This window comes from Streptomyces sp. NPDC058051 (assembly GCF_042885475.1).
GTDB lineage: Bacteria > Actinomycetota > Actinomycetes > Streptomycetales > Streptomycetaceae > Streptomyces.
The window spans coordinates 15,125-39,927 of sequence record NZ_JBHVRW010000031.1 but is presented as its reverse complement, the minus strand read 5'-3'; the positions used below and the strand labels follow the sequence as shown (position 1 = coordinate 39,927).

Annotated in this window: 22 protein-coding genes; 6 read left to right on the top strand and 16 right to left on the bottom strand. The window is 70.9% G+C overall.

Annotated elements, in window-relative coordinates:
* Nucleotides 1-19: 19 nt before the first annotated feature.
* The 10 genes from ACFVUT_RS32875 to ACFVUT_RS32830 all read right to left on the bottom strand — a co-directional run bounded on the left by ACFVUT_RS32875 (nt 20) and on the right by ACFVUT_RS32830 (nt 10,936).
* Nucleotides 20-907, bottom strand: a complete 888-nt coding sequence (locus ACFVUT_RS32875; RefSeq protein WP_389657831.1) for an SMP-30/gluconolactonase/LRE family protein — start codon at nt 905-907, stop codon at nt 20-22.
* A complete protein-coding gene (locus tag ACFVUT_RS32870) occupies nt 904-2,367 on the bottom strand; it encodes an amidohydrolase family protein (protein WP_389657834.1) in 1,464 nt (487 codons plus the stop codon). The genes ACFVUT_RS32875 and ACFVUT_RS32870 overlap by 4 nt, the downstream gene beginning before the upstream one ends.
* Nucleotides 2,364-3,164 (bottom strand): ABC transporter permease, encoded by an 801-nt coding sequence (locus tag ACFVUT_RS32865; protein WP_389657837.1) that lies wholly within the window; start codon nt 3,162-3,164, stop codon nt 2,364-2,366. Before ACFVUT_RS32865 ends, ACFVUT_RS32870 begins: the two co-directional genes overlap by 4 nt.
* 5 nt (nt 3,165-3,169) lie before the next feature.
* Nucleotides 3,170-3,991: an ABC transporter permease gene (locus ACFVUT_RS32860; protein ID WP_389657840.1), complete on the bottom strand. Its 822-nt coding sequence runs from the start codon at nt 3,989-3,991 to the stop codon at nt 3,170-3,172.
* Nucleotides 3,988-4,851, bottom strand: coding sequence for an ABC transporter ATP-binding protein (locus tag ACFVUT_RS32855; RefSeq protein WP_389657843.1), 864 nt, complete (start codon nt 4,849-4,851; stop codon nt 3,988-3,990). The genes ACFVUT_RS32860 and ACFVUT_RS32855 overlap by 4 nt, the downstream gene beginning before the upstream one ends.
* Nucleotides 4,848-5,630 carry an amidohydrolase family protein gene (locus ACFVUT_RS32850; protein ID WP_389657845.1) on the bottom strand — a complete coding sequence of 261 codons (783 nt, stop codon included), beginning with the start codon at nt 5,628-5,630 and terminating at the stop codon, nt 4,848-4,850. Before ACFVUT_RS32850 ends, ACFVUT_RS32855 begins: the two co-directional genes overlap by 4 nt.
* A 33-nt stretch (nt 5,631-5,663) precedes the next feature.
* Complete coding sequence (locus ACFVUT_RS32845) at nt 5,664-6,722, bottom strand: ABC transporter substrate-binding protein (RefSeq protein WP_389657847.1); 1,059 nt, start codon at nt 6,720-6,722, stop codon at nt 5,664-5,666.
* A gap of 312 nt (nt 6,723-7,034) precedes the next feature.
* Nucleotides 7,035-9,134, bottom strand: a complete 2,100-nt coding sequence (gene fusA, locus ACFVUT_RS32840; protein ID WP_389657850.1) for an elongation factor G — start codon at nt 9,132-9,134, stop codon at nt 7,035-7,037.
* 470 nt (nt 9,135-9,604) lie between these two features.
* On the bottom strand, nt 9,605-9,931 hold the full coding sequence (locus tag ACFVUT_RS32835) for a hypothetical protein (RefSeq protein ID WP_389657853.1): 327 nt from the start codon (nt 9,929-9,931) through the stop codon (nt 9,605-9,607).
* A gap of 123 nt (nt 9,932-10,054) precedes the next feature.
* Nucleotides 10,055-10,936 (bottom strand): DUF2510 domain-containing protein, encoded by an 882-nt coding sequence (locus ACFVUT_RS32830; RefSeq protein ID WP_389657856.1) that lies wholly within the window; start codon nt 10,934-10,936, stop codon nt 10,055-10,057.
* Between the two features lie 147 nt (nt 10,937-11,083).
* On the opposite strand from ACFVUT_RS32830, the gene ACFVUT_RS32825 reads away from it, so the two are divergent.
* The 5 genes from ACFVUT_RS32825 to ACFVUT_RS32805 all read left to right on the top strand — a co-directional run bounded on the left by ACFVUT_RS32825 (nt 11,084) and on the right by ACFVUT_RS32805 (nt 16,093).
* The gene (locus ACFVUT_RS32825) at nt 11,084-11,863 is read left to right on the top strand and encodes a crotonase/enoyl-CoA hydratase family protein (RefSeq protein ID WP_389657859.1); all 780 of its coding nucleotides are present in this window, start codon (nt 11,084-11,086) and stop codon (nt 11,861-11,863) included.
* Between the two features lie 361 nt (nt 11,864-12,224).
* Nucleotides 12,225-12,959 carry a FadR/GntR family transcriptional regulator gene (locus ACFVUT_RS32820; RefSeq protein ID WP_389657862.1) on the top strand — a complete coding sequence of 245 codons (735 nt, stop codon included), beginning with the start codon at nt 12,225-12,227 and terminating at the stop codon, nt 12,957-12,959.
* 178 nt (nt 12,960-13,137) lie between these two features.
* Nucleotides 13,138-13,905, top strand: a complete 768-nt coding sequence (locus tag ACFVUT_RS32815) for a (Fe-S)-binding protein (protein ID WP_389657865.1) — start codon at nt 13,138-13,140, stop codon at nt 13,903-13,905.
* Nucleotides 13,902-15,464 carry a lactate utilization protein B gene (locus tag ACFVUT_RS32810; RefSeq protein WP_389657868.1) on the top strand — a complete coding sequence of 521 codons (1,563 nt, stop codon included), beginning with the start codon at nt 13,902-13,904 and terminating at the stop codon, nt 15,462-15,464. Before ACFVUT_RS32815 ends, ACFVUT_RS32810 begins: the two co-directional genes overlap by 4 nt.
* Nucleotides 15,461-16,093 (top strand): lactate utilization protein C, encoded by a 633-nt coding sequence (locus tag ACFVUT_RS32805; protein ID WP_389657871.1) that lies wholly within the window; start codon nt 15,461-15,463, stop codon nt 16,091-16,093. The genes ACFVUT_RS32810 and ACFVUT_RS32805 overlap by 4 nt, the downstream gene beginning before the upstream one ends.
* A gap of 81 nt (nt 16,094-16,174) precedes the next feature.
* Here ACFVUT_RS32805 and ACFVUT_RS32800 read toward each other — a convergent pair whose 3' ends face one another.
* The 6 genes from ACFVUT_RS32800 to ACFVUT_RS32775 all read right to left on the bottom strand — a co-directional run bounded on the left by ACFVUT_RS32800 (nt 16,175) and on the right by ACFVUT_RS32775 (nt 23,719).
* On the bottom strand, nt 16,175-18,073 hold the full coding sequence (locus tag ACFVUT_RS32800) for a DUF2264 domain-containing protein (RefSeq protein ID WP_389657874.1): 1,899 nt from the start codon (nt 18,071-18,073) through the stop codon (nt 16,175-16,177).
* The gene (locus tag ACFVUT_RS32795) at nt 18,070-19,110 is read right to left on the bottom strand and encodes a hydroxyacid dehydrogenase (protein ID WP_389657877.1); all 1,041 of its coding nucleotides are present in this window, start codon (nt 19,108-19,110) and stop codon (nt 18,070-18,072) included. Before ACFVUT_RS32795 ends, ACFVUT_RS32800 begins: the two co-directional genes overlap by 4 nt.
* 41 nt (nt 19,111-19,151) lie before the next feature.
* On the bottom strand, nt 19,152-20,024 hold the full coding sequence (locus ACFVUT_RS32790) for a carbohydrate ABC transporter permease (protein ID WP_389657880.1): 873 nt from the start codon (nt 20,022-20,024) through the stop codon (nt 19,152-19,154).
* Nucleotides 20,021-21,031, bottom strand: coding sequence for a carbohydrate ABC transporter permease (locus tag ACFVUT_RS32785; protein WP_389657883.1), 1,011 nt, complete (start codon nt 21,029-21,031; stop codon nt 20,021-20,023). The genes ACFVUT_RS32790 and ACFVUT_RS32785 overlap by 4 nt, the downstream gene beginning before the upstream one ends.
* 48 nt (nt 21,032-21,079) lie before the next feature.
* Entirely contained in the window at nt 21,080-22,447 is a 1,368-nt protein-coding gene (locus ACFVUT_RS32780; protein ID WP_389657886.1) for an ABC transporter substrate-binding protein, read from the bottom strand.
* A 102-nt stretch (nt 22,448-22,549) separates the two neighbouring features.
* Nucleotides 22,550-23,719, bottom strand: coding sequence for a substrate-binding domain-containing protein (locus ACFVUT_RS32775; RefSeq protein WP_389657889.1), 1,170 nt, complete (start codon nt 23,717-23,719; stop codon nt 22,550-22,552).
* Between the two features lie 235 nt (nt 23,720-23,954).
* Between ACFVUT_RS32775 and ACFVUT_RS32770 the strand changes: the two genes are divergently transcribed.
* Nucleotides 23,955-24,722 carry a sulfite exporter TauE/SafE family protein gene (locus ACFVUT_RS32770; RefSeq protein WP_389657891.1) on the top strand — a complete coding sequence of 256 codons (768 nt, stop codon included), beginning with the start codon at nt 23,955-23,957 and terminating at the stop codon, nt 24,720-24,722.
* The last annotated feature ends 81 nt before the right edge of the window (nt 24,723-24,803 follow it).

Genomic DNA, 24,803 nt, shown 5'->3' with positions numbered 1-24,803 from the left:
GGCCCGCCGCCGCCCCGACTCAGCCCGCGTACCGAGGCACGGGGAGGCCGGGCACCCCGACGTCGGCGGCGAACACGGCGCCCGCGTCGGGTTCGGCGGCCAACTGCCGCCCGTGCATCGCGACCCGGCCCGTGGTGGCGTAGAGCCGACTCAGGCCCGGCCCGCCGAAGGCGCAGCTGGTCACCTGGCGAACCGGCAGCGGAAGGGTCGTGTCGTGCCGTCCGTCGGGCGCGTACCGGCGGATCTGGCCGCCGCGCCACAGCGCGACCCACACCCCTCCCTCGGCGTCGACGGCGAGTCCGTCCGGCACCCCTGCCTCGTCCTCGACAGTCGCCCAGGGGCGCCGGCCGGTGGCGGCGCCGGTGGCCGGGTCGTAGTCGAGGACGTCGATCCGCCGGGTGGCGCTGTCGACGAAGTACATGCGGGTGCCGTCCGGGGACCAGCCGATCCCGTTGGCGACGCTGGTGGCCTCCAGCACCCGGCACGGCCGCCGGTCGCCGGGATCGAGCCGGTACAGGGCCCCGCGGCCCGGCAGCATCTCGGTGTCGAGGGTGCCGAACCACAGTCGCCCGGCGGGATCCACCCCGGCGTCGCCGAGACGGTTGCCGGCCGGTTCGCCCGGTACGGCGACGGTCTCCTCCGTCCGGCCCTCCGGGTCGAGGAGCAGGATCCCGTGCCGGGCCGCGACGGCCAGCCCGCCGCCGGTGCGCGGCAGGACCGCGCTCACCTCGTACGCGAACGCGCGGTACGACGTCGCGCCGGTCACCGGGTCGCAGCGGTGCAGCCGGCCCAACGGGATGTCCACCCAGTGCAGTTCGCCGGTGGCATCGTCCCAGGCGGGGCCCTCGCCCAGTTCGCAGCCGGCCGCCAGGACCACCTCGGCGGGTTCGCGCAGCGCCGGCATCATCCCTCCCCTCCGTCCAGCAGGCCGCGCAGCGACGCCTCGCGCGCGGCGACGGCGGTCATCCGTTCCGCCCTGGCATCCCGGTCGGCCGCGAGCGCGGCCCGCAGCCGGCCCCGGGCCGCGTCCGCGTCGGCCCGCCGTGCCGTCACACCGGCGCTCACCAGCGTGCGGCCGCCGCACAGGACGTCGCTGACATCGCGGTACGTCGCCTCCTGCACGACCCGCTCGACGGGGTCGGGGCCGGGAGGTGCCGTGACACACACCAGGTCCGCGCGGTAGCCGGGCGCCAGACGGCCGAGCCGGCCGGTGTGACCGGTCGCGGCGGCCCCGCCCTCGGTGGCCATGGCCAACACCTGTCGCGGGGTCAGCGGGCCGCCGACCCGTTCGGCGGTGGTCAGCGCGGCCCGCATCTCGGCGAACATGTCCGGCGGTCCCTGGTGCTGGCTGTCCATCCCCAGGGCCACGGTCACCCCGGCGTCGAGCCACGAACGCACTCGCGCGTCGCCGGAGCCCAGTCGCAGGTTGGAGGTCGGACAGTGCACCAGAGCCGTTCCGCGGGCCGCCAGCAGGGCGGCTTCGGCCTCGGTCAGCCAGACCCCGTGCGCGGCCGAGGCGTCGGGGCCCAGCAGTCCGTGCCGGTCCAGCCGGGTCACCGGGTCCTCTCCGCCGAGCCAGCCCCGCTGGCGCCGACTCTCCAGAAGATGCGTGTGCAGGCGCACTCCGGCCGCCGTGCACCGCCGCAGCACACTCAGCGCGTCCTCGGAGCACCACTGCGGTGCCACCGGCGCCACCGCGATCCGTACCCCGGCCGGCCGGTCGGCCGACCGGAACAATCCGGCCAGCATCGGCGGCAGTTGGGCGGGGCCGACCCCGCGTCGCGGCGGATCGGTGAGGGCCGGGGCGGCGGGCGGCCGGGTGGCCGGGGCAGGGCTGTCGCGGGGTGGGACGGGCCTCGGTTCGGGCAGGAACTCCGCCTGGTCGGTGAGGCCGACCGCGAGTTCCGCGCGCAGCCCGGCCAGGGCCAGCGCCTCGGCGACCGCCGCCACCGTGGCGGCGTACTCCCGCGGACCGGCGAACGTGTGGTGGATGGCCTGCACGGTGGTCACCCCGGTGGCCGCCAGGCCGTCGGCCGCCGCGAGCGCGTCGTCGCCGGGGTCGAGCGCCGTGGTGCCGGTCAGCCGCACCACCCAGGTCTCCAGGTCGGCGTCCGCGACGCCCTGTTCGGACAACGGCAGCGCCCGCAGGTGGCTGTGCGCGTCGGTGAAGGCCGGCAGGACCACACCGTCGAGTTCGTCGGTACGGGCCCGGGGCACAAGGTCCGCCAGCTCGGTGAAGGGCGCCACCCGCACCACCGTGCCCCCGTCCACCAGCACTCCTGCGTCGGCCAGCGGCCGGGACGCGGCGTCGGCGACCAGAGTGCGGCAGCGCAGCAGCCGGGTGCCCTCGGTCAGCGAACGGTTCACCGTCGCACCGCCCAGGGCAGCAGCCGCCGTTCGGCGAGCGTGACAGCGGCGTACACCACTCCCGCCACCAGGGAGGAGGCGAGGATCGCGCCCCACATGGTGGCGGTGTCCTGGGAGAGTGCCGTGCTGATCACCAGCTTGCCCAGGCCGTCGCCGCCGATCAGCCACTCCGCGGTCATCACGCCGAGCACCGCGGACGGCGCCGCGATCCGCAGCGAGTCGAAGAACGCCGGCAGCGCGGCGGGCAGCCGCACCCGCCAGTAGACCGTCGCCGTACCGCAGTTGAGCACGTGCATCAGTTCCAGTGCCTCGCGCTCCACCGAGCGCAGCCCGAGCAGCACGTTCACCAGGGTCGGGAAGAACACGATCAGGGCCGCGACGACGACGGTGGGTGCGGAACCGCGACCGGCCACGAGGGTGATGAAGGGGGCGAGTGCCACCACCGGGACGGCCCGCACCGTGAGCGCCAGGGGGTAGAGCACGGCGGCCAGCAGGGGGGACGCGGAGATCAGCAGGGCCAGGAGCAGCCCGGCCGCGTTGCCCACGACGAATCCCCACAGCACCGAACCAATGGTGTCCCGGGCCGCGGACAGCACCCCCGTCCAGTCGGCGGTCGAGGCGATCAGGCTGGGCGCGGGCAGCGCGTAGTCGGGCGTGCCGCTGATCCGTACGGCGGCCTCCCACACCAGGATCGCGAGGACGAACACCGATGCGGAGACCAGCGGTTCGCGGAGTCGGCGCAGAGCCCGGGGCAGCCCGCCGCCGGTGGCCGTCGCGCTGCGGGATCCGGAGTTCACGACGGTCACAGTCGCTCTCCCGTCGGGCCCACCGAGGCGTGCCAGGGTGTGGCGATCCTGGCGAGAGCGCCGAACAGCGCGGCCAGCAGACCGGTGACGGCGGTGGACAGCGCCAACGCGGCCCACATCTGGGGAATTTGGTAGCCGAACATCGCGTACAGCAGGGCAAGTCCGAGTCCCTGGTCGGCGCCCACCCACTCGGCGATCATCGCCCCGATGAACGCCGCGGGGGCGGCGATCTTCAACGACGCCACGAACGCGGGCAGCGCGTACGGCAGCCGCAGGTACCGCAGTTCCCTCGGGCTGCCGAGGCCCAGCACCATGCCCAGTTCCCGCACCCGCGGATCGGTGGAGCGCAGCGCGCCGACGAGGTTGACCAGGACGGGGAAGAAGGCGGCGAGCAGGGCCACGACCGCTTTGGAGGTGAATCCCAGCCCGAGCCAGGCGACGAGCGCGGGCGCGAGCCCGATCACCGGGATGCTGTAGAGCATCAGGGCGAGGCGGTGCAGCCCGTCGCCGACCGCCCGGAACCGGTCCATGAAGACCGCCAGCAGCACGGCGAGGAGCACTCCCGCGGCGAAGCCCGCCGCAGCCTCCCCCACAGTGGCCCAGGTGTTGCGGGCATAGGCCGCCCGGTCGTCCCAGAGCACCCCCAGGATCCTGGAGGGCGGCGGCAGTACACCTCCCGGGTGGTACATGCCGCGTCCGTAGATCTCCCAGGCCACCAGCAGTACGGCGTAGACGGCCACCCCGACCAGCGCCGTGGTGCGGCGGCTCAGCGCCGGCCGGCCGAGTGCACCGGATCCGGCGGCACGCCGCGGGCTCACAGTTCGGCTCCGTCGTAGGCGTCGGTCAGCAGGGCGGTCAGCTCACGCTCGTACTCCACGAACCCTGGCAGCACCATGCTCTCGGCGGTGCGCGGGCGCGGCAGGTCTATCTCCAGCTCCGCGATGATCCGCCCCGGGCCACGGCCCATGACGAGCACCTGGTCGGAGAGGAACACCGCCTCGGAGACGTTGTGGGTGACCAGGACCGCGGTGGTGCCGGTCTGTGTCCAGATCCGTTGCAACTCGTCGTTCATCTGACGGCGCCGGATCTCGTCCAGGCCGTTGAACGGCTCGTCGAGGAAGAGCAGCCGGGGGCTGAGGATCAGCGCGCGGGCGATCGCCACCCGGCGGGCCATGCCGCCGGAGAGCTTCGCCGGGAGCGCCTTCTCGAAGCCCTGGAGTCCCACCAGCCGCAGCAGGTCGGCGGCACGTTCACGGCGCTCGGCCTTCGGCACGCCGGCGACCTGCAGGGGCAGTTCCACGTTGGCCAGGGCGCTGCGCCACGGCAGCAGTACCGGGTCCTGGAAGACGAAGCCGAACTCGTTCGCGCGGCGGGCCTCGTCGGGGCTGCGGCCGAATATCCCGACCGTGCCCGAGGTCGGCTGTACGACGTCCGCGAGGATCCGCAGCAGGGTGGACTTGCCGCAGCCGGACGGGCCGATGAGGGTGCAGAAGCTGCCCTCCCGGATGGTGAGGTCGATGCCGTCGAGCGCGGTGAAGGGGGTGCCGCCCACGTCGAACCGTTTGCCGATACCGGAGGCCCGCACCAGGGCGCCTGCGCTGTCGGCCGGGGCCGTGGCTTCGCCGCCGACAGGGGAGTCGGTCGCGGGCGCGGGTACGCCGCGCTCCGTGGCCCTCATGCCCGGCCCGTTTCCGCGGCGGAGGCCGGGGTGATCACGGGCCGCTCGGTCAGGCCCAGTATCCGGGCGAGGTTGCCGCCCTCCACCAGGGCCCGGTCGGCCTCGTCCGGGATGGCCCTGGCGATCTTCGCGCGCTCCAGATCGAAGTGGCTTCCGGGCCAGTCGGTGCCCATGACCAGCCGACCGGCGCCCAGTCGCCGGTAGGCCATCTGCACCTCGATGAGCTGGGTGCCCGAGGTCTCCAGGTAGATGTGCTCGTTGCGTTCGGCCACCAGGATCGCCTCGTTGACGTTCCAGATGGTGCCCATGTGCGCGATCAACAGCGGTACTTCGGGGAACGACCGGGAGATCTCCTCGATCGACAGCGGCGCGCAGAACGGGTCGTCCAGGGCGTTCACCAGGATCATCAGCCCGGTGTCCCGGCACGCCTCGAAGATCGGGTCGAGCAGGCCGTGGTCGGCGAAGTGGTAGCCGTGCATGGTGGGATGAAGTTTCAATCCGCGCAGGCCGTACCGGCTCGCGCAGGCCGTGACCGTCTCGACCGCGTCCGGTCGGCGCGGGTCGACCTGACCGAAACCGATGATCCGGTCCGGGTGCTCCGCGACCGTACGGGAGATGAACTCGTTGTCGATCATCTGGCCGAGCGAGCAGCCCACCGCCATGTCGACCCCGGCCGCGTCCATCGACGCGATCATGTTCTCCGGGGTGTAGGACTCGGCGGTCAGGTAGTCCGAGGTCCCTCCGGCCTGCCAGACGTTGTTGTACGCGTCGATGATCACGGTTGCTCCGCTTCGTTCGGTGGTCGGGCCGGCTCAGGACAACAGCGAGGTGCGCGAGCCGTAGGCGGCGTCCAGGACGGAGGTGGTCACGACATCGGCGGCCTTCAGCCTCTTCGGCAACGTGCCGACCGACACGAGGTCGTCGATGATCGTCTGCATCTTGTCCGGGTCGACCCGGAGCACGCCCTTGGGCGAGGCGATCAGGTCCTTCTGGAACTTGGCGGTGGCCATCTCCTCGGCGGCCTTGAGTCCGCTGGTGTTCCACTCGGTCGCCACGAGCTTCCCGATCTCCTCGGGGTGGGCGTTCATGTACTCGTGGCCCTTGATGGTGGCGCTCAGGAAGCGGACCAGTTCGTCGTGGTGCGCGTCCAGGTGCTCCTTCGTGGTCACCAGGACGTTGCCGTAGCTCTTGACGCCGAGGTCCTCCAGGTAGAGCACGTGCACGGGCACGCCCTGCCTCTCCAGCGCCACCGCCTGCGAGGTCGCGTAGCCGGAGTAGCCCGAGGCCTGCCCGGTGGTGAGCTGGGTCGGATCGGTGCCGGCCGGGATGAAACTGACGTTCTTCACCCCGGCCTTCTTGACCAAGGACTCGAACTGCGCGCGCGACGCCTCCGTGACGGCGATGGTGCGGCCCGCGAAATCCTCGATGCCGGTGATCGGATCGCTCTTCTTGCTGATGATCGCGAACGGCGACGTCTGGAAGATCGCGCCGTAGATCACCAGCGGTCTCCCCTTGGCCGCGGCGACCAGCACGTTGGTGTTGTCGTCGTCACCGGTCATGGCCCGCCCCGAGGCGATCTGCTGCCAGGCAAGGATGTTGGGGCCGCCCGCGGTGAACGTGGTCGAGATCTTCTCCGCGGCGTAGTAGCCCTTCTTCTCGGCGGCGTAGAACCCGCCGTACTGGGTCAGCTTCAGCCAGCCCAGCTGGTCCTTGACGGTGAGCGTGCCGTCCGGGGAGGTTCCCGCCGAGGAGCTGCCTCCGCAGGCCGACAGCAGTCCGCCGGCGGCCATCACCCCCGCGCCCGCTCCGAGCAGCCTGATGACATCGCGCCGCCTGTACATACCGCCGCGAACCTCGTGGGCTGTGTCCATATGAATCCTCCAGCGGCGTGCCCCTGCGGGGAGGGGAAGACGGGATGAGTACAGGCCAGACAGGCTCTGTGAGGTCGTGCCTCAACCCTCGCAACGCGGCGGCACCGCCCGCAATGAGCGATTCATCGGTGGATGAGCCGGAAGCGTTGACAAAGCGTCCACACCGAAACACCCGACGAAACGACCAGAAACAACAGGGCAACACCACTCGGCGCATCGGGGCGGCGCTGAGCCCTCGCCGCGCCGGTCGGTCCTGAGCCGGGCGGCGACCTCCGCGACGGCCCCGCCCGTCGGGCGGGGCCGTCGCCGGTGTCACCGGGCCGGTGTCCCGTGGGGCACCGTGCTCGGCGCCGGGGCGTAGCCGGCGGCCCGGGTGGTGAACGTTCCCCGGCCCTGGGTCCGGCTGCGCAACCGGGTCGCGTAGCCGAACAGCTCCGCGAGCGGCACGGTCGCGGTGATCACCGCCGTGCCGGCCCGCGAGGCCGATCCCGAGACCCGGCCGCGCCGCGCCGCCAGGTCGCCGAGGACCCCGCCCACGGCGTCATCGGGAACGGTGACCGTAACGTCCACCACCGGTTCCAGCAGTGCCATCACGCCGGTGCGCAACGCCTCCCGGAGCGCGAACCGGCCGGCGGTCCGGAACGCCATCTCCGAGGAGTCCTTGGAGTGGGTCGCCCCGTCGGTCAGTGTGACCCGCAGTCCGGTGACCGGATGTCCGCCGAGCGGCCCCTCGGCCAGGGCGTCCCGGCAGCCGGCCTCCACCGCCCGGACGTATTCCTGCGGCACCCGGCCACCGGTCACCGTCGAACGGAACACGAAGTCCACCGGGCCGTCACCGTCGTTGCCATCGGCGGCGTCCAACGGCTCCACATCGATGACGACATGAGCGAACTGTCCGGCGCCTCCGTCCTGCTTGACGTGCCGGTACACCAGCCCGGACACACCGCTGACGACCGTTTCCCGGTAGGCCACCTGCGGTCGGCCCACGCCGATCTCCAGCCCCTGAGCACGACGGATCTTCTCCACCGCGACCTCCAGATGCAGTTCCCCCATTCCCGACAGCACCGTCTGGCCGGTCTCGGGATCGGTCCGGACCACCAGCGAGGGATCCTCCTCGACCAGACGCACCAGTGCCGACACCAACCGATCGCTGTCGGTGTTCCGGCGTGCCTCCACCGCTACGGAGACGACCGGATCGGCAACGGACGGGGGTTCGAGGACCAGGGGCGCCGCGGGCGTGCACAGCGTCGCCCCGGCACGAGCCGCCTTCGGCCCGATCACCGCGACGATGTCCCCGGCCACCGCCCGGTCCACGTCGGCGTGGAGACCTGCCTGCACCCGCAGGATCCGGCCGATCCGCTCGTTGCGCCGCGCGCCGGCGTCCAGCACTGTGTCCCCCTTCCGGATCGTTCCCGCGTAGACCCGCAGGTAGGTCATCCGCCCCGTGGCGGTCGCATTCACCTTGAACACCAGCGCGGCGAACGGCGCCGCCGGGTCGGCGGGCCGCTCCTGCACCGTGCCGTCGAGGGTGCCTCGTACCGCCGGCACATCCAACGGCGAGGGCAGATAGCCCACCACGGCTTCCAGCAGCGGCTCGATCCCCCGGTTGCGGTAGGCCGAACCGCACAGCACCACGACGCCCTCCCCGGTACGGGTCAGGTCGCGCAACGCGGTGGCCAGCGTCCGCGCGGAGAGCGCCGACTCCTTACAGAACTCCTCCAACGCCACCGGATGGAGTTCCGCCACCGTCTCCTCCAGCATCCGGCGACGCCGGTACGCCTCCTCACACAGGTCGTCCGGCACCGGACCCTCCACGAACGTGCCGCCGCCGTCGGCCCAGACCAGCGACCGCATGCGCAGCAGATCCACCACTCCGGTGAACCCGTCCTCCTCGCCGATCGGCAGCTGTACCACCAGGGGGACCGTGTGCAGCCGCTCCCTCATCGACTCGACCGCCGTGTCGAGGTCGGCACCGGCACGGTCCAGCTTGTTGACGAAGGCGATCCGCGGCACCCCGTACCGATCGGCCTGCCGCCACACCGACTCGCTCTGCGGCTCCACCCCGGCGACGGCGTCGAACACCGCGATCGCGCCGTCCAGCACGCGCAGCGAGCGCTCCACCTCGTCGGAGAAGTCGACATGGCCCGGAGTGTCGATGAGATTGATCCGGTGGCCGTCCCACGCACAGCTCACCGCGGCGGCGAAGATGGTGATCCCGCGGTCGCGTTCCTGCGCGTCGAAGTCGGTGACGGTGGTCCCGTCATGGACCTCGCCCCGCTTGTGGATGGTGCCGGTGAGGTAGAGGATCCGTTCGGTGACGGTGGTCTTGCCTGCGTCGACGTGGGCGAGGATGCCCAGGTTGCGAACGCTGCTGAGCTGACCGGTGAGTTGTCGGTCGAGGTCGGTACGCACGGCCCATGGCCTTTCGGAATGATCCGGATCGGGGCGGCGCGATTCCCGGACGAACCGGCCTGTGGTCAGGCCCCGCGGAGACCCCTGATCCGGCGTACCGCGTCGGGTGCGCCGTCCGATCGGCTCAACGCCGTCGAGGCAGGGGTCAGTTGTCCGTCACGGACATCCGGTGCCGGCCGCGCAGCAGGCACCGGACACACGAAGACACCAGGATCACCTCGTACCGTGACGGGGGGACGACAACAGCGGTGCGGTCACGCACGGCCGGGCTCCCCTCACTCATCACGACGCGCGCCGCGATGGTGCGGCGGCGGGCGATTGATGGCGAGTGTAGTGATCCCGGTGCGGGAAGGTCACCGGCTTTTTTGTCGCTCCCGCACTGCCGACGGCAAGGGGACGGATATGCCGGGCCTGTCAGGAGATGGCAAGGATGTGCCGGTTCTGTCTGAAGTTCGGATCCGGCCGCTCGTTCAGCGCTCGCGCGGCGGTGTCCCGGCCCGCCGCGGGCGACGTACTCCGGGGCGCCGCCGCCTCGGAGCGACCCGCCGCCCGCGGGCGTTCAGCGGGTCCTTCCACCTGCGCAACGCGTGGCTGCCGCATCTGCGCCACTGCGTGGGCGAGAGGGGCACAGCCTGACCGCCCCGGGTGACCATCGCGTTGACCGGCGTCATCGGATCCGTCGCCATGGTCCTGGCCAGCAGCACGCCGAGCACCAAGGGGGCCAACGACACCGCCAGAGCCGAACCGGTCGTGGTGATGTGCCGCATACGGGGGCGGAGCGGTGCGTCAGGAGTCATGGTCGTCATTCGACCAGCGACGACCCGACGAGGAATCGGATGATGTACTCAGTCCGGTCGTCCTCCCGTACTCACACCGGGTGCACGACGCCCGCCCCGCCCGCGTGATCGTCCGTCACCCCGCTACGCGGTGGTGCCGGAACCGGCCCCCGTTCCCGACGCGGCCTTGATGCCCTTCGTGATGTCGTCCATGACGGACAGCTCGGGCGCCTTGGCGTTGATGTCGAAACCGGAACGGACGACGATCAGTGTGTCCTTGGAGTGGGGGGACGGGAAGGCCAGCGACTGCACGTACCCGTCGTCGCCGTTCTTCGTCACCACTTTCCAGCGCACCAGGTAGCCCTGCTCACCGGCCACCGTGACCGGACCGGACTTGAGCTCCTGGTGCGAGGTGATGCCTCCGTAGATCTTCTCGCCGTAGGACTCCGTGGCGTTGGCGGAGATGTCCTTCGTCGCCGTGGCCTTCGCCGTGGTGGTGTCGAGCTTCAGCGCCTTCGCGGGCATGGAGAACACCCCGCCGCGCACGCACGCCTGGGACGTGTCGCCGGGACAGGCGTACTCGCCCGTGGTCACACCGGCACCCGCGATCCCCGACTGGCCTGTCCAGCCGTCGGGCACCGGGAGGCTGATCCCGCTGGCCAGGTCCGTGGCATAGCCGTCCTCGGCCTGCGGCAGCTGCCCCTCGGGTGCCTGGCTCTCGCCGCCGCCTCCGGGAGCGCCCTGCCCGCGGCGGGGTTCACCGGACGGTGCGGTGGACGGGGCCGTGGCCGTGGTCCCCTTCGTGTCGCCGGAATGGTCCGACAGCACATAGAGGCCGCCGCCGACGGCGGCGAGGACGACCACACCCGCGGTGATGCCGATGCGTGTCCGGCGGCGCCGGACCGCGGCGGGCGGCACGCGGAGATGGTCGGTCCACTGGTTGCCGTCCCACCAGCGTTCATGAAGGGGGCCGGTTCCTGTATACCCGGGGTCTGGATGCCAGCCGGGCGGGCTCGTCTGGGTCACGTGACCCACCGTAAGCCGATTGCGTGAGAATCAGATGAAACCACGGGATGAGATCGATCGGATGGAATGTCGTGGACACCATCCCGGGCTCCCCGGTCGACAGGATCCTTCGCCGGGCCCTGGGCGACCCCTTGAGGAAGGTGAACGATGAGCGAGAAACCCGCGGTACGGATCGAGCGCGACGGCCCCGTCTTCACGGTGATCCTCAGCAGGCCGGGGGTCCGCAACGCCGTGGACGGCCCGACCGCGAGACAACTGGCTGACGCCTTCCGGGAGTTCGAGGGCGACCCCAATGCGGCGGTCGCTGTGCTGTGGGGTGAGGGCGGTACCTTCTGTGCCGGTGCCGACCTGAAGAGCATCGGTACGGAACGCGGCAACGAGGTCCTGGCCGGGGGCGACGGGCCGATGGGCCCGACCCGGATGCGCCTGACCAAGCCCGTCGTCGCGGCGGTCGCGGGGCATGCGGTGGCCGGAGGGCTGGAGCTGGCGGCCTGGTGCGATCTGCGGGTGGCCGAGGAGGACGCGGTGTTCGGGGTGTTCTGCCGCCGCTGGGGTGTGCCACTGGTGGACGGCGGAACCGTACGACTGCCGCGTCTGATCGGCGAGAGCAGGGCCATGGACATGATTCTCACCGGCCGGCCCGTGCCGGCCCCGGAGGCGTATGCCATGGGGCTCGCCAACCGGATCGTCCCGCCGGGCGAAGCACGCCGTGCGGCGGAGCGGCTCGCCCGGGAGATCGCGGCGTTCCCGCAGTTGTGTCTGCGTCACGACCGCCTTTCGGTGCGCGAACAGCACGGTCTGAGCGAGCCGGACGCCCTGGCCTCGGAGTACCGGCACGGGCTGGTGCCGCTGACCGCGGGGGAGACGCAGGCCGGTGCCGACCGTTTCGGGGACGGTGCGGGCCGGCACGGGTCCTTCACCGACTGAACGGCGGGCCGCCGCGGATCGACTCGCAGAGCCGTGCCGGCTGAGGATCGGCCGGAGCCGGGAGGTGCAGGGCCGGGACGCGGTGCGAGCTGGAGCAGCAGCAGTTCCACGACCTTGCCCCGCCGTCGTCCTCACCGGGACCGTCGCCACCGTGGCCGGACTGATCGTCGCCGTGCTTCCTGCCGGCCGCCCGCGCGAGCGGTGATCCGGCCGCGCTGACGGGCGGAGCGACTGAGTTGTCGGGCAGATCGACTGCGTCAAGACGTTTGGTCCGACCATATGTCATGTGTGACATAGTGGGAGACCGGACGGCAGACGTGACCGGCAACCGGACGGTTCCGGCCGAGGCAAGGGGTGACGGATGCCCGTCGAGTGGCAACCCGTACGGCAGTCCCGTACGCATGAGCTCGTGCTCCAGAGCATCGAGCAGCGGGTGTTCGCCGGAGAGCTCAGGGCCGGCGACCGGCTGCCGCCCGAGCGTGAGCTCGCGCCCGTACTCGGAGTCAGCCGCTCCGCGCTGCGGGAGGCGCTGCGGGTGTTGGAGACCATCGGTGTGCTGGTCGCCCAGCCGGGGCGGGGGCCGGATGCCGGGGCGCGGATCGTGCGCAACCCGGACGACGCCCTCGGGCGGTTGCTGCGTCTGCACTTCGCCCTGGGCAGCTACAGCCTCCATGACGTCCTGGAAGCGCGCGTCGTGCTGGAGAGGTCCAGTTTCGAGGCGGCCGCGCGGCATGCCTCGGCGCAGGATCTCGACGAGGCTGAGGCCCTGGTCGCGAGGATGGGCGAGTCGGATGTCCACGTGCCCGAGTTCAACGACCTGGACACCCGGTTCCACGTACACATCGCGCGCAGTTCGGGCAATGAACTGACCTCCACGCTCACCTCCGCCGTGCGCGAGTCGGTGCGCCCGCTGATCCTGCGGGCCCTGGAGGAGGCCGAGGACTGGTCGGCCACCGCCGCCGCGCTCAACGCCGAACACTCCGAGCTCCTGCGGCTGGTGCGTGCGGGCAAGGGCACGAAGGCCGCCGATCTGGTCGAGCGGCACATCCGCAGTCTCCACGGCACGCTGGTCGACGAGAGTTCGGGTCGGCCGTAGACCCCGCCATCGGGCTGCCCCGCAGGCGCAGGAGAGCGACGCGGCGGCGTGGTGCGAGGGAAAAGATTGTCATGGGCATGATTGAGAGCGTGTCACTCCGGTCGCGCTGCATCCTTCATGTTCCGGACCGAGGGTAGTATGGTCGGACCATAAAAGGAGAAACGATCGGAGAGACCTCATGCGCATCGGACTCTTCGCCACCTGTCTGGGAGACACGCTCTTCCCCGAGGCGGTGAAATCGACCGCGGTCCTGCTCGCTCGCCTCGGCCACGACGTGGTGTTCCCGCCCGGGCAGACCTGCTGCGGCCAGATGCACGTCAACACCGGCTACCAGCGCGAACCCGTGCCTCTGGTGCGCAACTTCGCCGAGCAGTTCGGTGACGCGTCGATCGACGCCGTCGTCATGCCGTCCGGATCGTGCGCCGGCTCGGTACGGCACCAGCACGAGATCGTCGCCGAGCGGTACGGAGACGCGGCGCTGCGCGCGGGCGTCGCCACCGTCAAGGCCAAGACGTACGAACTGTCGGAGTTCCTCGTCGACGTCCTGGACGTCACCCAGGTCGGCGCGTACTTCCCGCACCGGGTGACATACCACCCCACCTGTCACTCCCTGCGCATGCTCAGGGTCGGCGAGAAGCCGCTGAAGCTGCTCCGGGCCGTCGACTCCATCGACCTCGTCGAGCTTCCCGAGGCCGATTCCTGCTGCGGCTTCGGTGGCACCTTCGCCGTCAAGAACGCCGAGACGTCCACGGCGATGCTCCAGGACAAGATGCGCCACATCGCCTCCACCGGAGCCGAGGTCTGTACCGCCGGCGACTCGTCCTGTCTGATGCACATCGGCGGCGGACTCTCCCGTATCTCCTCGGGCACCCGCACCCTGCACCTCGCGCAGATCCTCTCCTCCACCCGCACCTCACCGTACGTACTGACGGAGGCCGTCCGATGAGCAGCACCTTCCTCGGCATGCCCGCGGCCCCGCCCCGGTCCCCGTACGGATCGGGCAATCTCCGCGGCGACCGGAAGTTCCCCGAGGCGGCCCACGACGAACTGCGCAACGAACAACTGCGCCGCAATCTCGGCCGGGCCACCCGCACGATCCGTACCAAGCGCCTCAACGTCACCGGTGAACTGCCCGACTGGGAAGAACTGCGCGACGCCGGATCGGCCATCAAGACCGACACCATGAACCGGCTCCCCGAACTCCTGGAACAACTGGAGCGCAAGGTCACCGAGCGCGGCGGCACCGTCCACTGGGCGCGCGACGGCGCCGAGGCCAACGAGATCGTCGCCCGGCTCGTCAGGGCGACGGGCAGCAGTGACGTCATCAAGGTCAAGTCCATGGCCACCCAGGAGATCGGCCTCAACGAGCACCTCGAATCGGTCGGGATCACTCCGTACGAGACCGACCTGGCCGAACTGATCGTCCAACTCGCCCACGACAAGCCGTCGCACATCCTGGTGCCCGCGATCCACCGCAACCGCGACGAGATCCGGCAGATCTTCCTCAAGGAGATCCCGGGGGTCGACCCGGGTCTCGACAACGTACCCGCGCATCTCGCCGGCGCGGCCCGCGCCTATCTGCGCGAGAAGTTCATGACGACCAAGGTGGCGGTCTCCGGTGCCAACTTCGGCATCGCCGAGACAGGCACCCTCTCGGTCGTCGAGTCCGAGGGCAACGGCCGCATGTGCCTCACACTGCCCGACACCCTGATCACCGTCATGGGCATCGAGAAGGTGCTGCCGCGCCATCAGGACCTCGAAGTCTTCCTGCAGTTGCTGCCGCGCTCCTCCACCGGCGAGCGGATGAACCCCTACACCTCGATGTGGACCGGGGTGACACCCGGCGACGGACCGCAGGACTTCCACCTGGTCCTCCTCGACAACGGACGCACCGCCGCACTCGCCGACCGGATCGGGCGCGAGGCGCTCAACTGCATCCGCTGCTCGGCCTGCCTCAACGTCTGCCCGGTGTACGAACGGGCCGGCGGCCACGCCTACGGATCGACGTACCCCGGCCCGATCGGTGCCGTCCTCACCCCGCAGCTCGCCGGGATGCACGCGGCCAAGAACGACCCCAACAGCTCGCTGCCGTACGCCTCAAGCCTCTGCGGAGCGTGCTTCGACGCCTGCCCGGTCAAGATCGACATTCCGTCGCTGCTGGTGGAGCTGCGCCACCAGCACACCGAGCAGTCCGGCACGACGGCGGAGAAGCTGGCCATGAAGGCGGCGGCCGGAGTGATGAAGAAGCCGAAGCTGTACACCGCCGCGCAGAAGGGCGCGGCGATCGGCCGCCTCGTCGCCGGCCGGGACGGGAAGATCTCGCATCTGCCGCCGCCGTTCGACGGCTGGAGCGACAGCCGCGACACCGCCGCGCCGCCCAAGCAGACCTTCCGGTCCTGGCTGGCATCGGCCGAAGGCGCCGCGACCATGCGCGCCGCCGCGGGTGAGCACGAACAGAACCAGCGGAACCAGCAGAAGGAGCAGCAGAAGGAGGAGGAGAAGTGACGACCGCTCGTGAAACCGTGCTGGGCCGGATCAAGGACGCCCTGGCCCTCGCCCCGGTCGCGGACACCACCGTCCCCCGCGCGTACCGCACCGGCCGCACGCTCCCCGACAGCGAGCGCCTGGCCCTCTTCACCGACCGGCTCGTCGACTACAAGGCGCAGGTGCACACCTGCACCGCCGACGGCACGGCACAGACTGTCGCCGAGGTCCTGCGGGAGCGCGGCGCACAGCGGATCGGAGTACCGGCCGGACTCGACGCCGCGTGGCTCGGCGCGTACGACGGTGAGATCCAGCAGGACTCCGCCGACATTCCTCCGCCCCGGCTCGACGCACTGGACGGGGTCGTCACCGCCTCGGCCGTCAGCTGCGCCGAGACGGGCACGATCTTCCTGGACGGCTCACCCGACCAGGGACGGCGGGCCCTGTCCCTCGTCCCCGATCTGCATGTGTGTGTCGTCGACCTCTCGACGGTCGAGGTCGGGGTGCCGGAGGCGGTGGCCCGCCTGGTGCCGGGGCGGCCGACGACGCTGATCAGCGGCCCCTCGGCCACGTCCGACATCGAACTGGAACGGGTCGAGGGCGTGCACGGTCCGCGCACGCTGGCCGTGGTGATCCGGACGGACGCGTAGAGGCGAGGGGGTGCCCGGCCGCCCGGCCGTGCACCCCCTCGTGGTCGGCCGCCCGGGCGGGAACCCGGGCGACCCAGGTGGTCAGCCGTGCGTGACCGTCATCGGCTCGAAGCCGATACGCGTCGTCGCGTCTTCGGCCCAGCGGACCTCCACCGTGTCCCCGTCCACCCGCACCGCGCTCACCACCGCGTCCAGCGGTGCCCCGCCGGACTCCGCGGTCAGTGAGGCGAGTGCCACCAGGACCACCGTGCCCTCGGCAGCCGCGGACAGCCGGGGCACCTCGGCCCAACGCGTGTACGCCGTGCCCTGCGGGGCCCGTACGGCGTCCCGCGCCTCCCAGCCGTGCAGACCGTGCAGTTCGGACGCCACCGCGTCGTCGCGACCGGTCGCCCAGCCCGTCTGCTCCACCCGGGCTCCGGCCGGTGCGCCGAGCACCCGGTGCACCCGCAGCTCGTACCGGCCACGGACCACGGTGACGCTCTCCACCCGCAGCCCCGGCACCATCGGCGCACCGGACGCGAACACCGGGCGGTGCCAGGAGGCGGCCCAGCCCCAGCCCTCGCCTCCGCCGGCGCCCAGCGGGCGGACGGCGCGCCGAACGCTGCGTGTTCCGGCCACGACCACGGCCAGGTGGTTGTCCGCCACGTTGCCGTTCGCCGTCGGCCCGGTCACCGTGGAGTACGACTGGCGGTTGTACAGCGGATCGGCCTGCGCAGCGAACTCGCCCTCGTGCGGGCGCACATGGTCGCTGCCGTGGTTGTGCAGCCGGACGATCCCGTCCGCCCGGGTGGACTGGACGAGGAGGCCGGGCGCGGGCAGGGCGAGCACCCGGTCGGGGCCCTCGCTCGGCGCGGGCTCCTCGGTCGCGGCCCACAGCGGATGGCCGTCCGGTGCGAGCAGAGAGACGAACGCCTTGGACGCCCAGTACGGCGACGCGGGCGCCGAGTAGTTCTGCAGCGTCGCCTCGTGCGGGCCGTGCCAGCCCAGGCTCAGCAGGCCGTCCGTACCGATCGCGCCCCGGTCCAGGAAGTAGCGCAGCGATCCGTTGATCACCCGGCGCGAGGCGCCCGGTGTGAGCGGGGTGTGCCCGGTGACGGCGCCGAGCGCGACCGACGACGCGGCCGCGAACCGGTAGGTCAGCGAGCGGCCGAAGTGGATCGGCGCACCGTCGCCGCCGAACAGCAGCGAGAAACTCTCCAGGTGCTCGCTGAGCCGGGCGCCGTAGCGCGCGGACAGTTCGGCGTCGCCCGACAGATGCGCGTCCAGGACGGGGTAGAGGTGCAGTGCCCAGCCGTTGTAGTGGTCGAAGGCGCGGCCGTCGCCGTCCGCGTACCAGCCCTGCCCGCGGTACCAGCCCTCCAGCAGGCCGAGGGCGCGTTCCTTCGCACGGGCCGTCTCCGCGTCGCCACGGCCCACGGATTCGAGGAACGCGGCCACGGTGTAGGGGAACAGGTACCAGTTGTTGGGAGCGGGGGTGTGCCGCAGTGCGTCGCGCAGCCATGCCTCGGCACGGTCCCGCACCCCGGAGTCCAGCCGGTCCCAGAGCCACGGCCGGGTCAGCCGCAGCCCGATGGCGACCGAGGCGGACTCGACCATCGGCTGCCCGAAGACGTCGTGGTCGCGGATCAGCGGCCAGGACTCGGCATCGTCCCGGCCGGGAGTGCGGGTACCGGCGGCGAGCCCGTCGGCGTACCGGTCGAGCCAGCCGTGCGGGTCCTTGCCGTCCGCGCCCGCCACGCGGAAGGCGGCGGCGAGGAACGTGCGCGCGTATCCCTCCAGACCGTCGGAGCGCACGCCGGACGCGGACGGCCGGCCCGGCAGGTCCAGCAGTGCGCCGCCCGGAGTGGCCCACTGCCAGGCGGCCTTGAGGAGTCCGTCCGCCGCCGCCTCCCAGTGTGCTCGGGTGTATCCGGTGTGCGGGCTCAATGTCCGGTCGTCGGTGGGGAGTTCGAGGGGTGAGGGGGGATGGGGTGCCGTCATGCGAGGAAGGCCAGCCTTTCGCGTCGTACGGGGTGGGCGAATCCGTCGCCCGCGGCCCAGCGGCCGGTTTCGCTCACCGCCAGATCGACCAGCCGCCGCCACTCGTTGCCCTGCGAGCCGGCGAGGTGGGGGGTGATGGTTGCGTTGGCGCACTCCCACAGGGGGTGCGCGGCGGGCAGTGTGTCGGGGTCCGTGACGTCGAGGATCGCCCGGATCCGGTCCTGCTGGAGTACGTCGACGAGCGCGTCCTGGTCGACGACGGCTCCCCGTGCGGTGTTGATGAGCACACTGTCCGGACGCATCGAGGTGAGCAGCTCATGGCTGACGAGCCCGCGGGTGGCGGGCAGCAGGGGAGTGTGCACGCTCACCACGTCGCTCTGTGCGAACAGTTCACCGAGTCCGACGGACCGCACGCCGAGCGCGGCGGCCTCCGCCTTTGAGACGTACGGGTCGTGGAGCAGCACCGGCAGGTCGTACGGCCGCAGCAGCTCGATGACGCGTCGGCCGACCAGCGAGGCGGACAGGATGCCGATGGTTCGGCCGTAGTTCCCGACCTCGGTCGCCGTGACGAGCCAGTTGTCGCGGCGTCGTTCCTTCCGGTAGTCGCGGGCCCGTTCCAGGGCCCGTTTGCCGGAGAGCAGGATCATCGCGACGGTGTACTCCGCCACCGGCAGTGCGTTGGCGGCGGCCGCCGAAGAGACCTCGATGCCGCGATCCCAGCAGGCATCGGTGATGTGTCCGCGGATGCTGCCCGCGGTGTGGGCGACGGCGCGCAGGTGCGGCGCCGCGTCCAGGACCGCCGCGTCGAGTGGCGGACACCCCCAGCCCGTGACCAGGATCTCCACGTCGGCCAGAGTGGCGCGGGCCCGGTCGGTGGTGAAGTCGTCGAGTACGGGCAACGGAGCGAGCTCGCACACCTCTGCCAGCGCGGCCAGGGACCGGGCGTCGAGGAGGGCGGCCGCGGCGTCCGGCTTCATGGCGACGGCGGCGCGTGGCCGATTCCGGTGGTGGGGGGCGGTTGCGGCGGTGCTGGTCATCTTTCTCCTGGTCCGGGTACGGGGACGGGGTGGCGGTGCGGTTACTTCACCGATCCCGCGGTGAGCCCCGACTTCCAGAACCTCTGGAGCAGGGCGAAGGCGAGGATCAGTGGCAGGACCGCGAGCAGAGAACCCATGATCACGACGGGGTAGTACTCGGGGGAGACAGTGGCCGAACTGTTCCAGGTGTAGAGCCCGAGGCTGACTGGGTAGAGATCCTGGTCGGAGAGCATCACCATGGGCAGGAAGAAGTTGTTCCAGATGGCGGTGAGCTGGAAGAGGAAGACGGTGACCAGCCCGGGCCCCAGCATCCGCAGGGAGACCCGGAAGTACGTGGTCAACTCGCCGGCGCCGTCCACCCGCGCCGCCTCCAGCACCTCGTTCGGTACGTATCCCTGACTGAATATCCGGCCGAGATAGACGCCGAACGGATTGAAGAGGACGGGGATGAAGACGGACCAGAAGGTGTTGACCAGGCCGGTGCGGGACGCCATCAGATACAGCGGCAGCGCGAGTACCGTCTGCGGCACCATCACCGCCGCCAGCACCAGGCCGAACAGCTTCTCCTTGTGTGCGAAGCGGTACTTGTCGAAGGCGTACCCGCAGGCGATGCTCAGCAGCGCGCCGAGTCCGGCGCCGAGGACCGCGTACAGCAGGCTGTTGCCGTACCACCGCCCGTATATTCCGCCGTCCATCGCGAACAGGTCCTTGAGGTTCTGTCCGAACGAGAAGTGGTCCAGCGAGAGTACGTCGCTGCCGAACAGGGCGTCGCGGTCCTTGGAGGCGGCGAGTACCAGCCACAGGACGGGCAGGAGTGTGTACAGCACCGAGATGCCGACGACGAGGTTGACGACGGAGCGGCCGAGCAGCCGGGGCCGCAGAGTGGCGGCGGTGTGGATCGTGCTCGCGCTCATCGGGCGTCCTCCTCGGAGGCGTTGGTGCGGTTGGTCCAGCGGGTGACGCCGTAGGAGAGGGCGATCGTGCAGATGAGCAGAATGACCGAGGCGGCGGCGGCGAGGCCGTAGTTGTTGCGGGTGAACGCCGCGTCGTAGATGTACATGCTGGGCGAGAACCGTGAGTTGATCATCGGTGTGGCCTGGCTGAGCAGCATCGGCTCGGTGAACAACTGCAGGGCGAAGATCAGGGTGAACATCGCGACCGTCACGATCGACGCACGCACCAGAGGGGTCTTGACCTGGAGCGCGGTACGGACCGGACCGGCGCCGTCGACCACGCTCGCTTCGATGACCTCGCGCGGTACTGCCTGCAGGGCGGCGTAGAAGACGACCATGTTGTAGCCGAGGTTGCTCCACAGCGCGATGTTCACGATCGACGGCACGACGGTGTGCACGCCGAGGAAGTCGATGGTGATGTCCGCCTTGGCGAACAGGTCGATGACCGGGCTGAGCCCCGGCGTGTACAGGTACAGCCAGATGACGGCGGCGATGATGCCGGGCACCGCGTGCGGCAGGAACAGTCCGAGCTGGGCCCAGGACCGCAGCCGTACCACTCCGGAGTCCAGCAGGAGGGCCAGCGCGAGCGAGCCGATCACCATCAGCGGGATGTAGACGAGGCAGTACAGGACGACGGTGCCGAGCGCGCCCAGGAACGTCGGGTCGGTCAGTACGGCGGTGTAGCTGCGCAGTCCGACGAAGACCCTGCGTTCCGGGCCGAAGCCGAGGCCGGGCTGGTCGTCGCTGAAGAAGCTGAGCCAGACGGCCGTCCCGACGGGGATCAGGAAGACCGTCACGAGGAGAAGGAAGAACGGAGTCATCAGGACGCCGCACGCGCCGAGTTCACGGCGTCTGGCGGACTTCCGGGGGGCGCGCGTGGACGCGGCGGCCGACGGGATGCGCGACGGGCGCGCGGCAGGACTCGGGGAGGGGGAGGGGGAAGCGGGACTGGTGAGGGGGCTGGTCATGGGTGTCACCTGCCTCTCTGCTGCTGGGAAGGGGGACGGGGGCTCGGGTCAGGTGCTGTGCTCGGTGGTGGCGAGGCCCAGTGCCTTGAGGTCCGGCATCGTGCCCCGCTGGGTCTCTCGCACGGCGTCGATCAGTGAGCCCTGGCCGCCGCCCACCCGGGCGAAGCCGTCCTGCATCACCCGCTGGGAGGCGGACATCCGCGGTCCCCAGGTCCAGCCGTCCCTGATCTTGTGCGCCTCCTGCTCGAAGAGCGCGTAGATGTCCTGGCCGCTGTAGTAGCTGCGGTCGAAGGCCGCGCGGCCCACGGCGACGAGGCCCGGTGCGGCCGGATACTGGCTGCTGGTGCCGCTGGAGAGCCGGGCGCGCAGCGCGTCGGGGTGCGACACCTGCCACTCGATGAATTCCATGGCGGCTTCCGGGTGCTTGCTGGAGGAGGTGACCGCGAAGGTGGATCCGCCGTGAGTGCCGAGCACGGCGTCGGACTCCTTCCACTGGGGCAGGGGCGCGATGGCCCATGTGCCCTTCTGCGCGGGCCGGGCGTTCATCTGCGCGCCGGCGTCCCAGGCGCCGCTGAGCCGGGCGAGGACCAGACCGTTGCCGACCTGGGCGTCGTACTGGCGGCTGTCGACCGCGTTCATGAAGACGAGGTCCTGATCGATGAGCCGCTGCCAGTACGTGGCGACGCGGCGGCTGGGTGCGTCGGCCATCGACACGTTCCAGGCGCCGGAACCGGTGTCGAACCACTGGGCGCCGGCCTGCCAGGCGAACGCGGCGAACTGCGGGAAGCCGTCGGTGGCGAAGGTGACCAATCTGCGTTCGGGGGCCTTGCGCCGCAAGGTGCGGGCCATTTCCTCGAACTCGTCCCAGGTGCGCGGGATGCCGAGCCCGAACTGCTTGAAGAGGTCCGTGCGGTAGTGCAGCACCATCGGTTCGACGTCCAGCGGAACACTGAAGACGCGCTTCTCGAAGGTGGTCAGTCCCAGTGCCTGCGGCAGGATCTTGGCGCGCAGGCTGTCACTGACCATGCCGGTGATGTCACGGGCGACACCGTCGATGGCGAAGCCGGGTATCTGGGGGTATTCGATCGTCGCGACGTCCGGGGCGTTGCCCGCCCGTGCGGCGTTGCTGAGTTTCGCGTAACCCCCCTGACTGCCCGAGGGGATCTGCTGGAAGTCGACCTGGACGGTGTCGTGGGTGCGGTTGAACGCGTCCACGACCTCCTGGCTGCCGCGCAGCGCCGACCAGAAGGTGATGTGCGTGGCCTTCTTCGTGTTCCTGCCGATGGTGCTGCTGGTCTTGCTCGTGCTGCCCGACCCTGATGATCCGCCACTGCCGCTGCAGGCGCTGAGCGCGCCTGTCAGAGGCAGGGCGGCGATCGTGGCGAGCACGGATCGACGACTCTGTCGACCGGGCATATGCGCCTCCCGCGGCTCTTGATTCGAGTCACGGGGAATCCTGATCGGCTGATCGGTAGTGGTCAATAGATCGATCAGGAGAAAATCAAAGCGGTCAAACGATCAGTCGGTGGAGAAGTTGAGTTCCTGTGCGGATCCCCGCACCTTGAGGGCCGGCAGCAGCTCCGTCCGGCGCACCGGGCCGCTGGAGCCCACAGCCCCGGACAGCCGGAGGAGCAGCAGCTCGGCGGCGGCCCGCCCGATCTCCGCCTTCGGCGGCGACACCGCCGTCAGGGGCGTGCTGCCGAGGCCCGCGACCACGTCGTCGTACGCCACCACCGAGCAGTCCCGGGGCACCTCGACTCCGCTCTCCGCCAGTCGTTGGACCAGCATCAGCGCGTCCACGTCGCCGTGCAGCACCGCCGCCGTGGCGCCCCGCTCCCGCAGCAGCGCGGCCAGGTCGAGCGCGGTGCTGCCGTCGGTCGCGTGCGGGACGGCCGCCGCGGCGGGTTCCCCGGCGGGGGAGCCGGGGCCGGGGCGGCGCACCGCCGACGGTGAACTCAGCACCACCGACCAGTCCTCCACCTCCGGACGCGCCGCGGCGATCTCCGTGAACGCGGCACGGATGCTGCGCGCGGTCGGACTGTCGTCGCGGGCGGCCAGCACGATACGGCGGTGCCCCAGCGACACCAGATGCTCCACGGCGAGATGCGTCCCGTACCAGTGATCCGAGCAAACGGAGTCCAGGGCGTGCAGCGCGCTGCCCGGCCGGGGCCGTCGCTCCATCAGCACGGTCGGCACCGCGACGTTCGCGAGCCAGCGGTAGTCCAGCTCCTCGGAGCGTGCGTCGCGCCACCTCGGCGCGATCAGCAGCCCGCGTGCGCCGTCCGCCAGCGCCCGCTCCACCAGCGGACGTTCCGCGCCGGCCGACTGGGGCGCGATGTGCAGGGCGATCCGCATCCCCGACTCCTCCAGTACGGTCCGGGCGCCGTGCAGGGTCTCGTACAGGTACGAATGCCGCTCGGGAACGACCAGGGCGACCGCCCCGCCGTCCCTGCCGGAGTCCTCGCCCCTCGGTGCCGGGACCGGTGCGGGCGGCTGTGTCTCCCGCATCGCCCGGGCCACCCCGTGGCCGCGCCGCAGCTGACCGACCCGGGTCAGCTCCTCGACGTCCCGCCGGATCGTGACCACCGAGACTTCCAGCTCGGCCGCGAGCACGCTGACCTTGACCGCGCCGCGTGACTCCACCACCGCCAGGATCCGCTGCCGCCTGAGTTCAACCGGCTCCCGCATGCTGTTGGCCCCCTCGCCGTACCGCTGCGCGTTGTTCGTTTGAACGCTTCTGGTGAGCGTGTGCGTCGCAGCATAGCGATCACGTGTCCGCCGTCCACGCGCGTGGACCGTCCCGCACGACCCACCCGGACCTGGCGCACCGGTACCGGACCTGGCGCACCCGTACCGGCACGGGGCCGCGTGCACCGGTACGGCACCTTCCGGATCGCGGAGGGGGCTAGCCTGTATTCCTGGCATGGACACTCTTACACTTGGGCAACTGGCCGCGCTCGCCGCGGCATCCGCGCTCGTCGGCTTCTCGAAGTCGGCCGTCAGCGGAGCCAATACGATCAGTCTGGCGATCTTCGCGGCCGTGCTCCCGGCCCGCGAGTCCACCGGAGTACTGCTCCCGATCCTCATCGCAGGCGACGTGCTCGCCGTTCTCCTCTACCGACGGCACGCACACTGGCCGACCCTGCTGCGGCTCTTCCCCGCCGTCGCCGTCGGTGTGGTGGCGGGGACCGTCTTCATGATGTGGGCCGACGACGCCGCCGTACGGACCTCGATCGGCGCGATCCTGCTGTTCATGGCGGGTGTCACCCTCTGGCGACGGCGGTCTGCCGCCCGGGGCGGGGAGACCTCCGAGGAGTCCGGCCCTCCCTCGGCGAGCGGCAGGCTCAAGGCCCGCTCGTACGGCGTGCTCGGCGGCTTCACCACCATGGTCGCCAACGCGGGCGGCCCCGTCATGTCGCTCTATCTGCTCTCCGCCGGCTTCCGGAAGCTCGGCTTCCTGGGGACATCGGCGTGGTTCTTCCTCATCGTCAACACGTCCAAGGTGCCGTTCAGTGTGGGCCTGGGGCTCATCGATGCGCAGTCGCTCCTGCTGGACGCCTGCATGCTGTTGTTCGTCCTTCCCGGCGCATACATCGGCCGCAGGTGTGTGGACCGCATCAACCAGAAGCTCTTCGAGCGGCTGGTGATCGGCGCGACCGTCCTCGGCGGACTCCAACTCCTGCTGCGCTGACCGCAGCCGGCGTCCCGTACCACCACCGCGCCACGCGTCTCAGCCCTCCCGGGCCGCTGTTCGCTGCGACCGGGGAGGGCT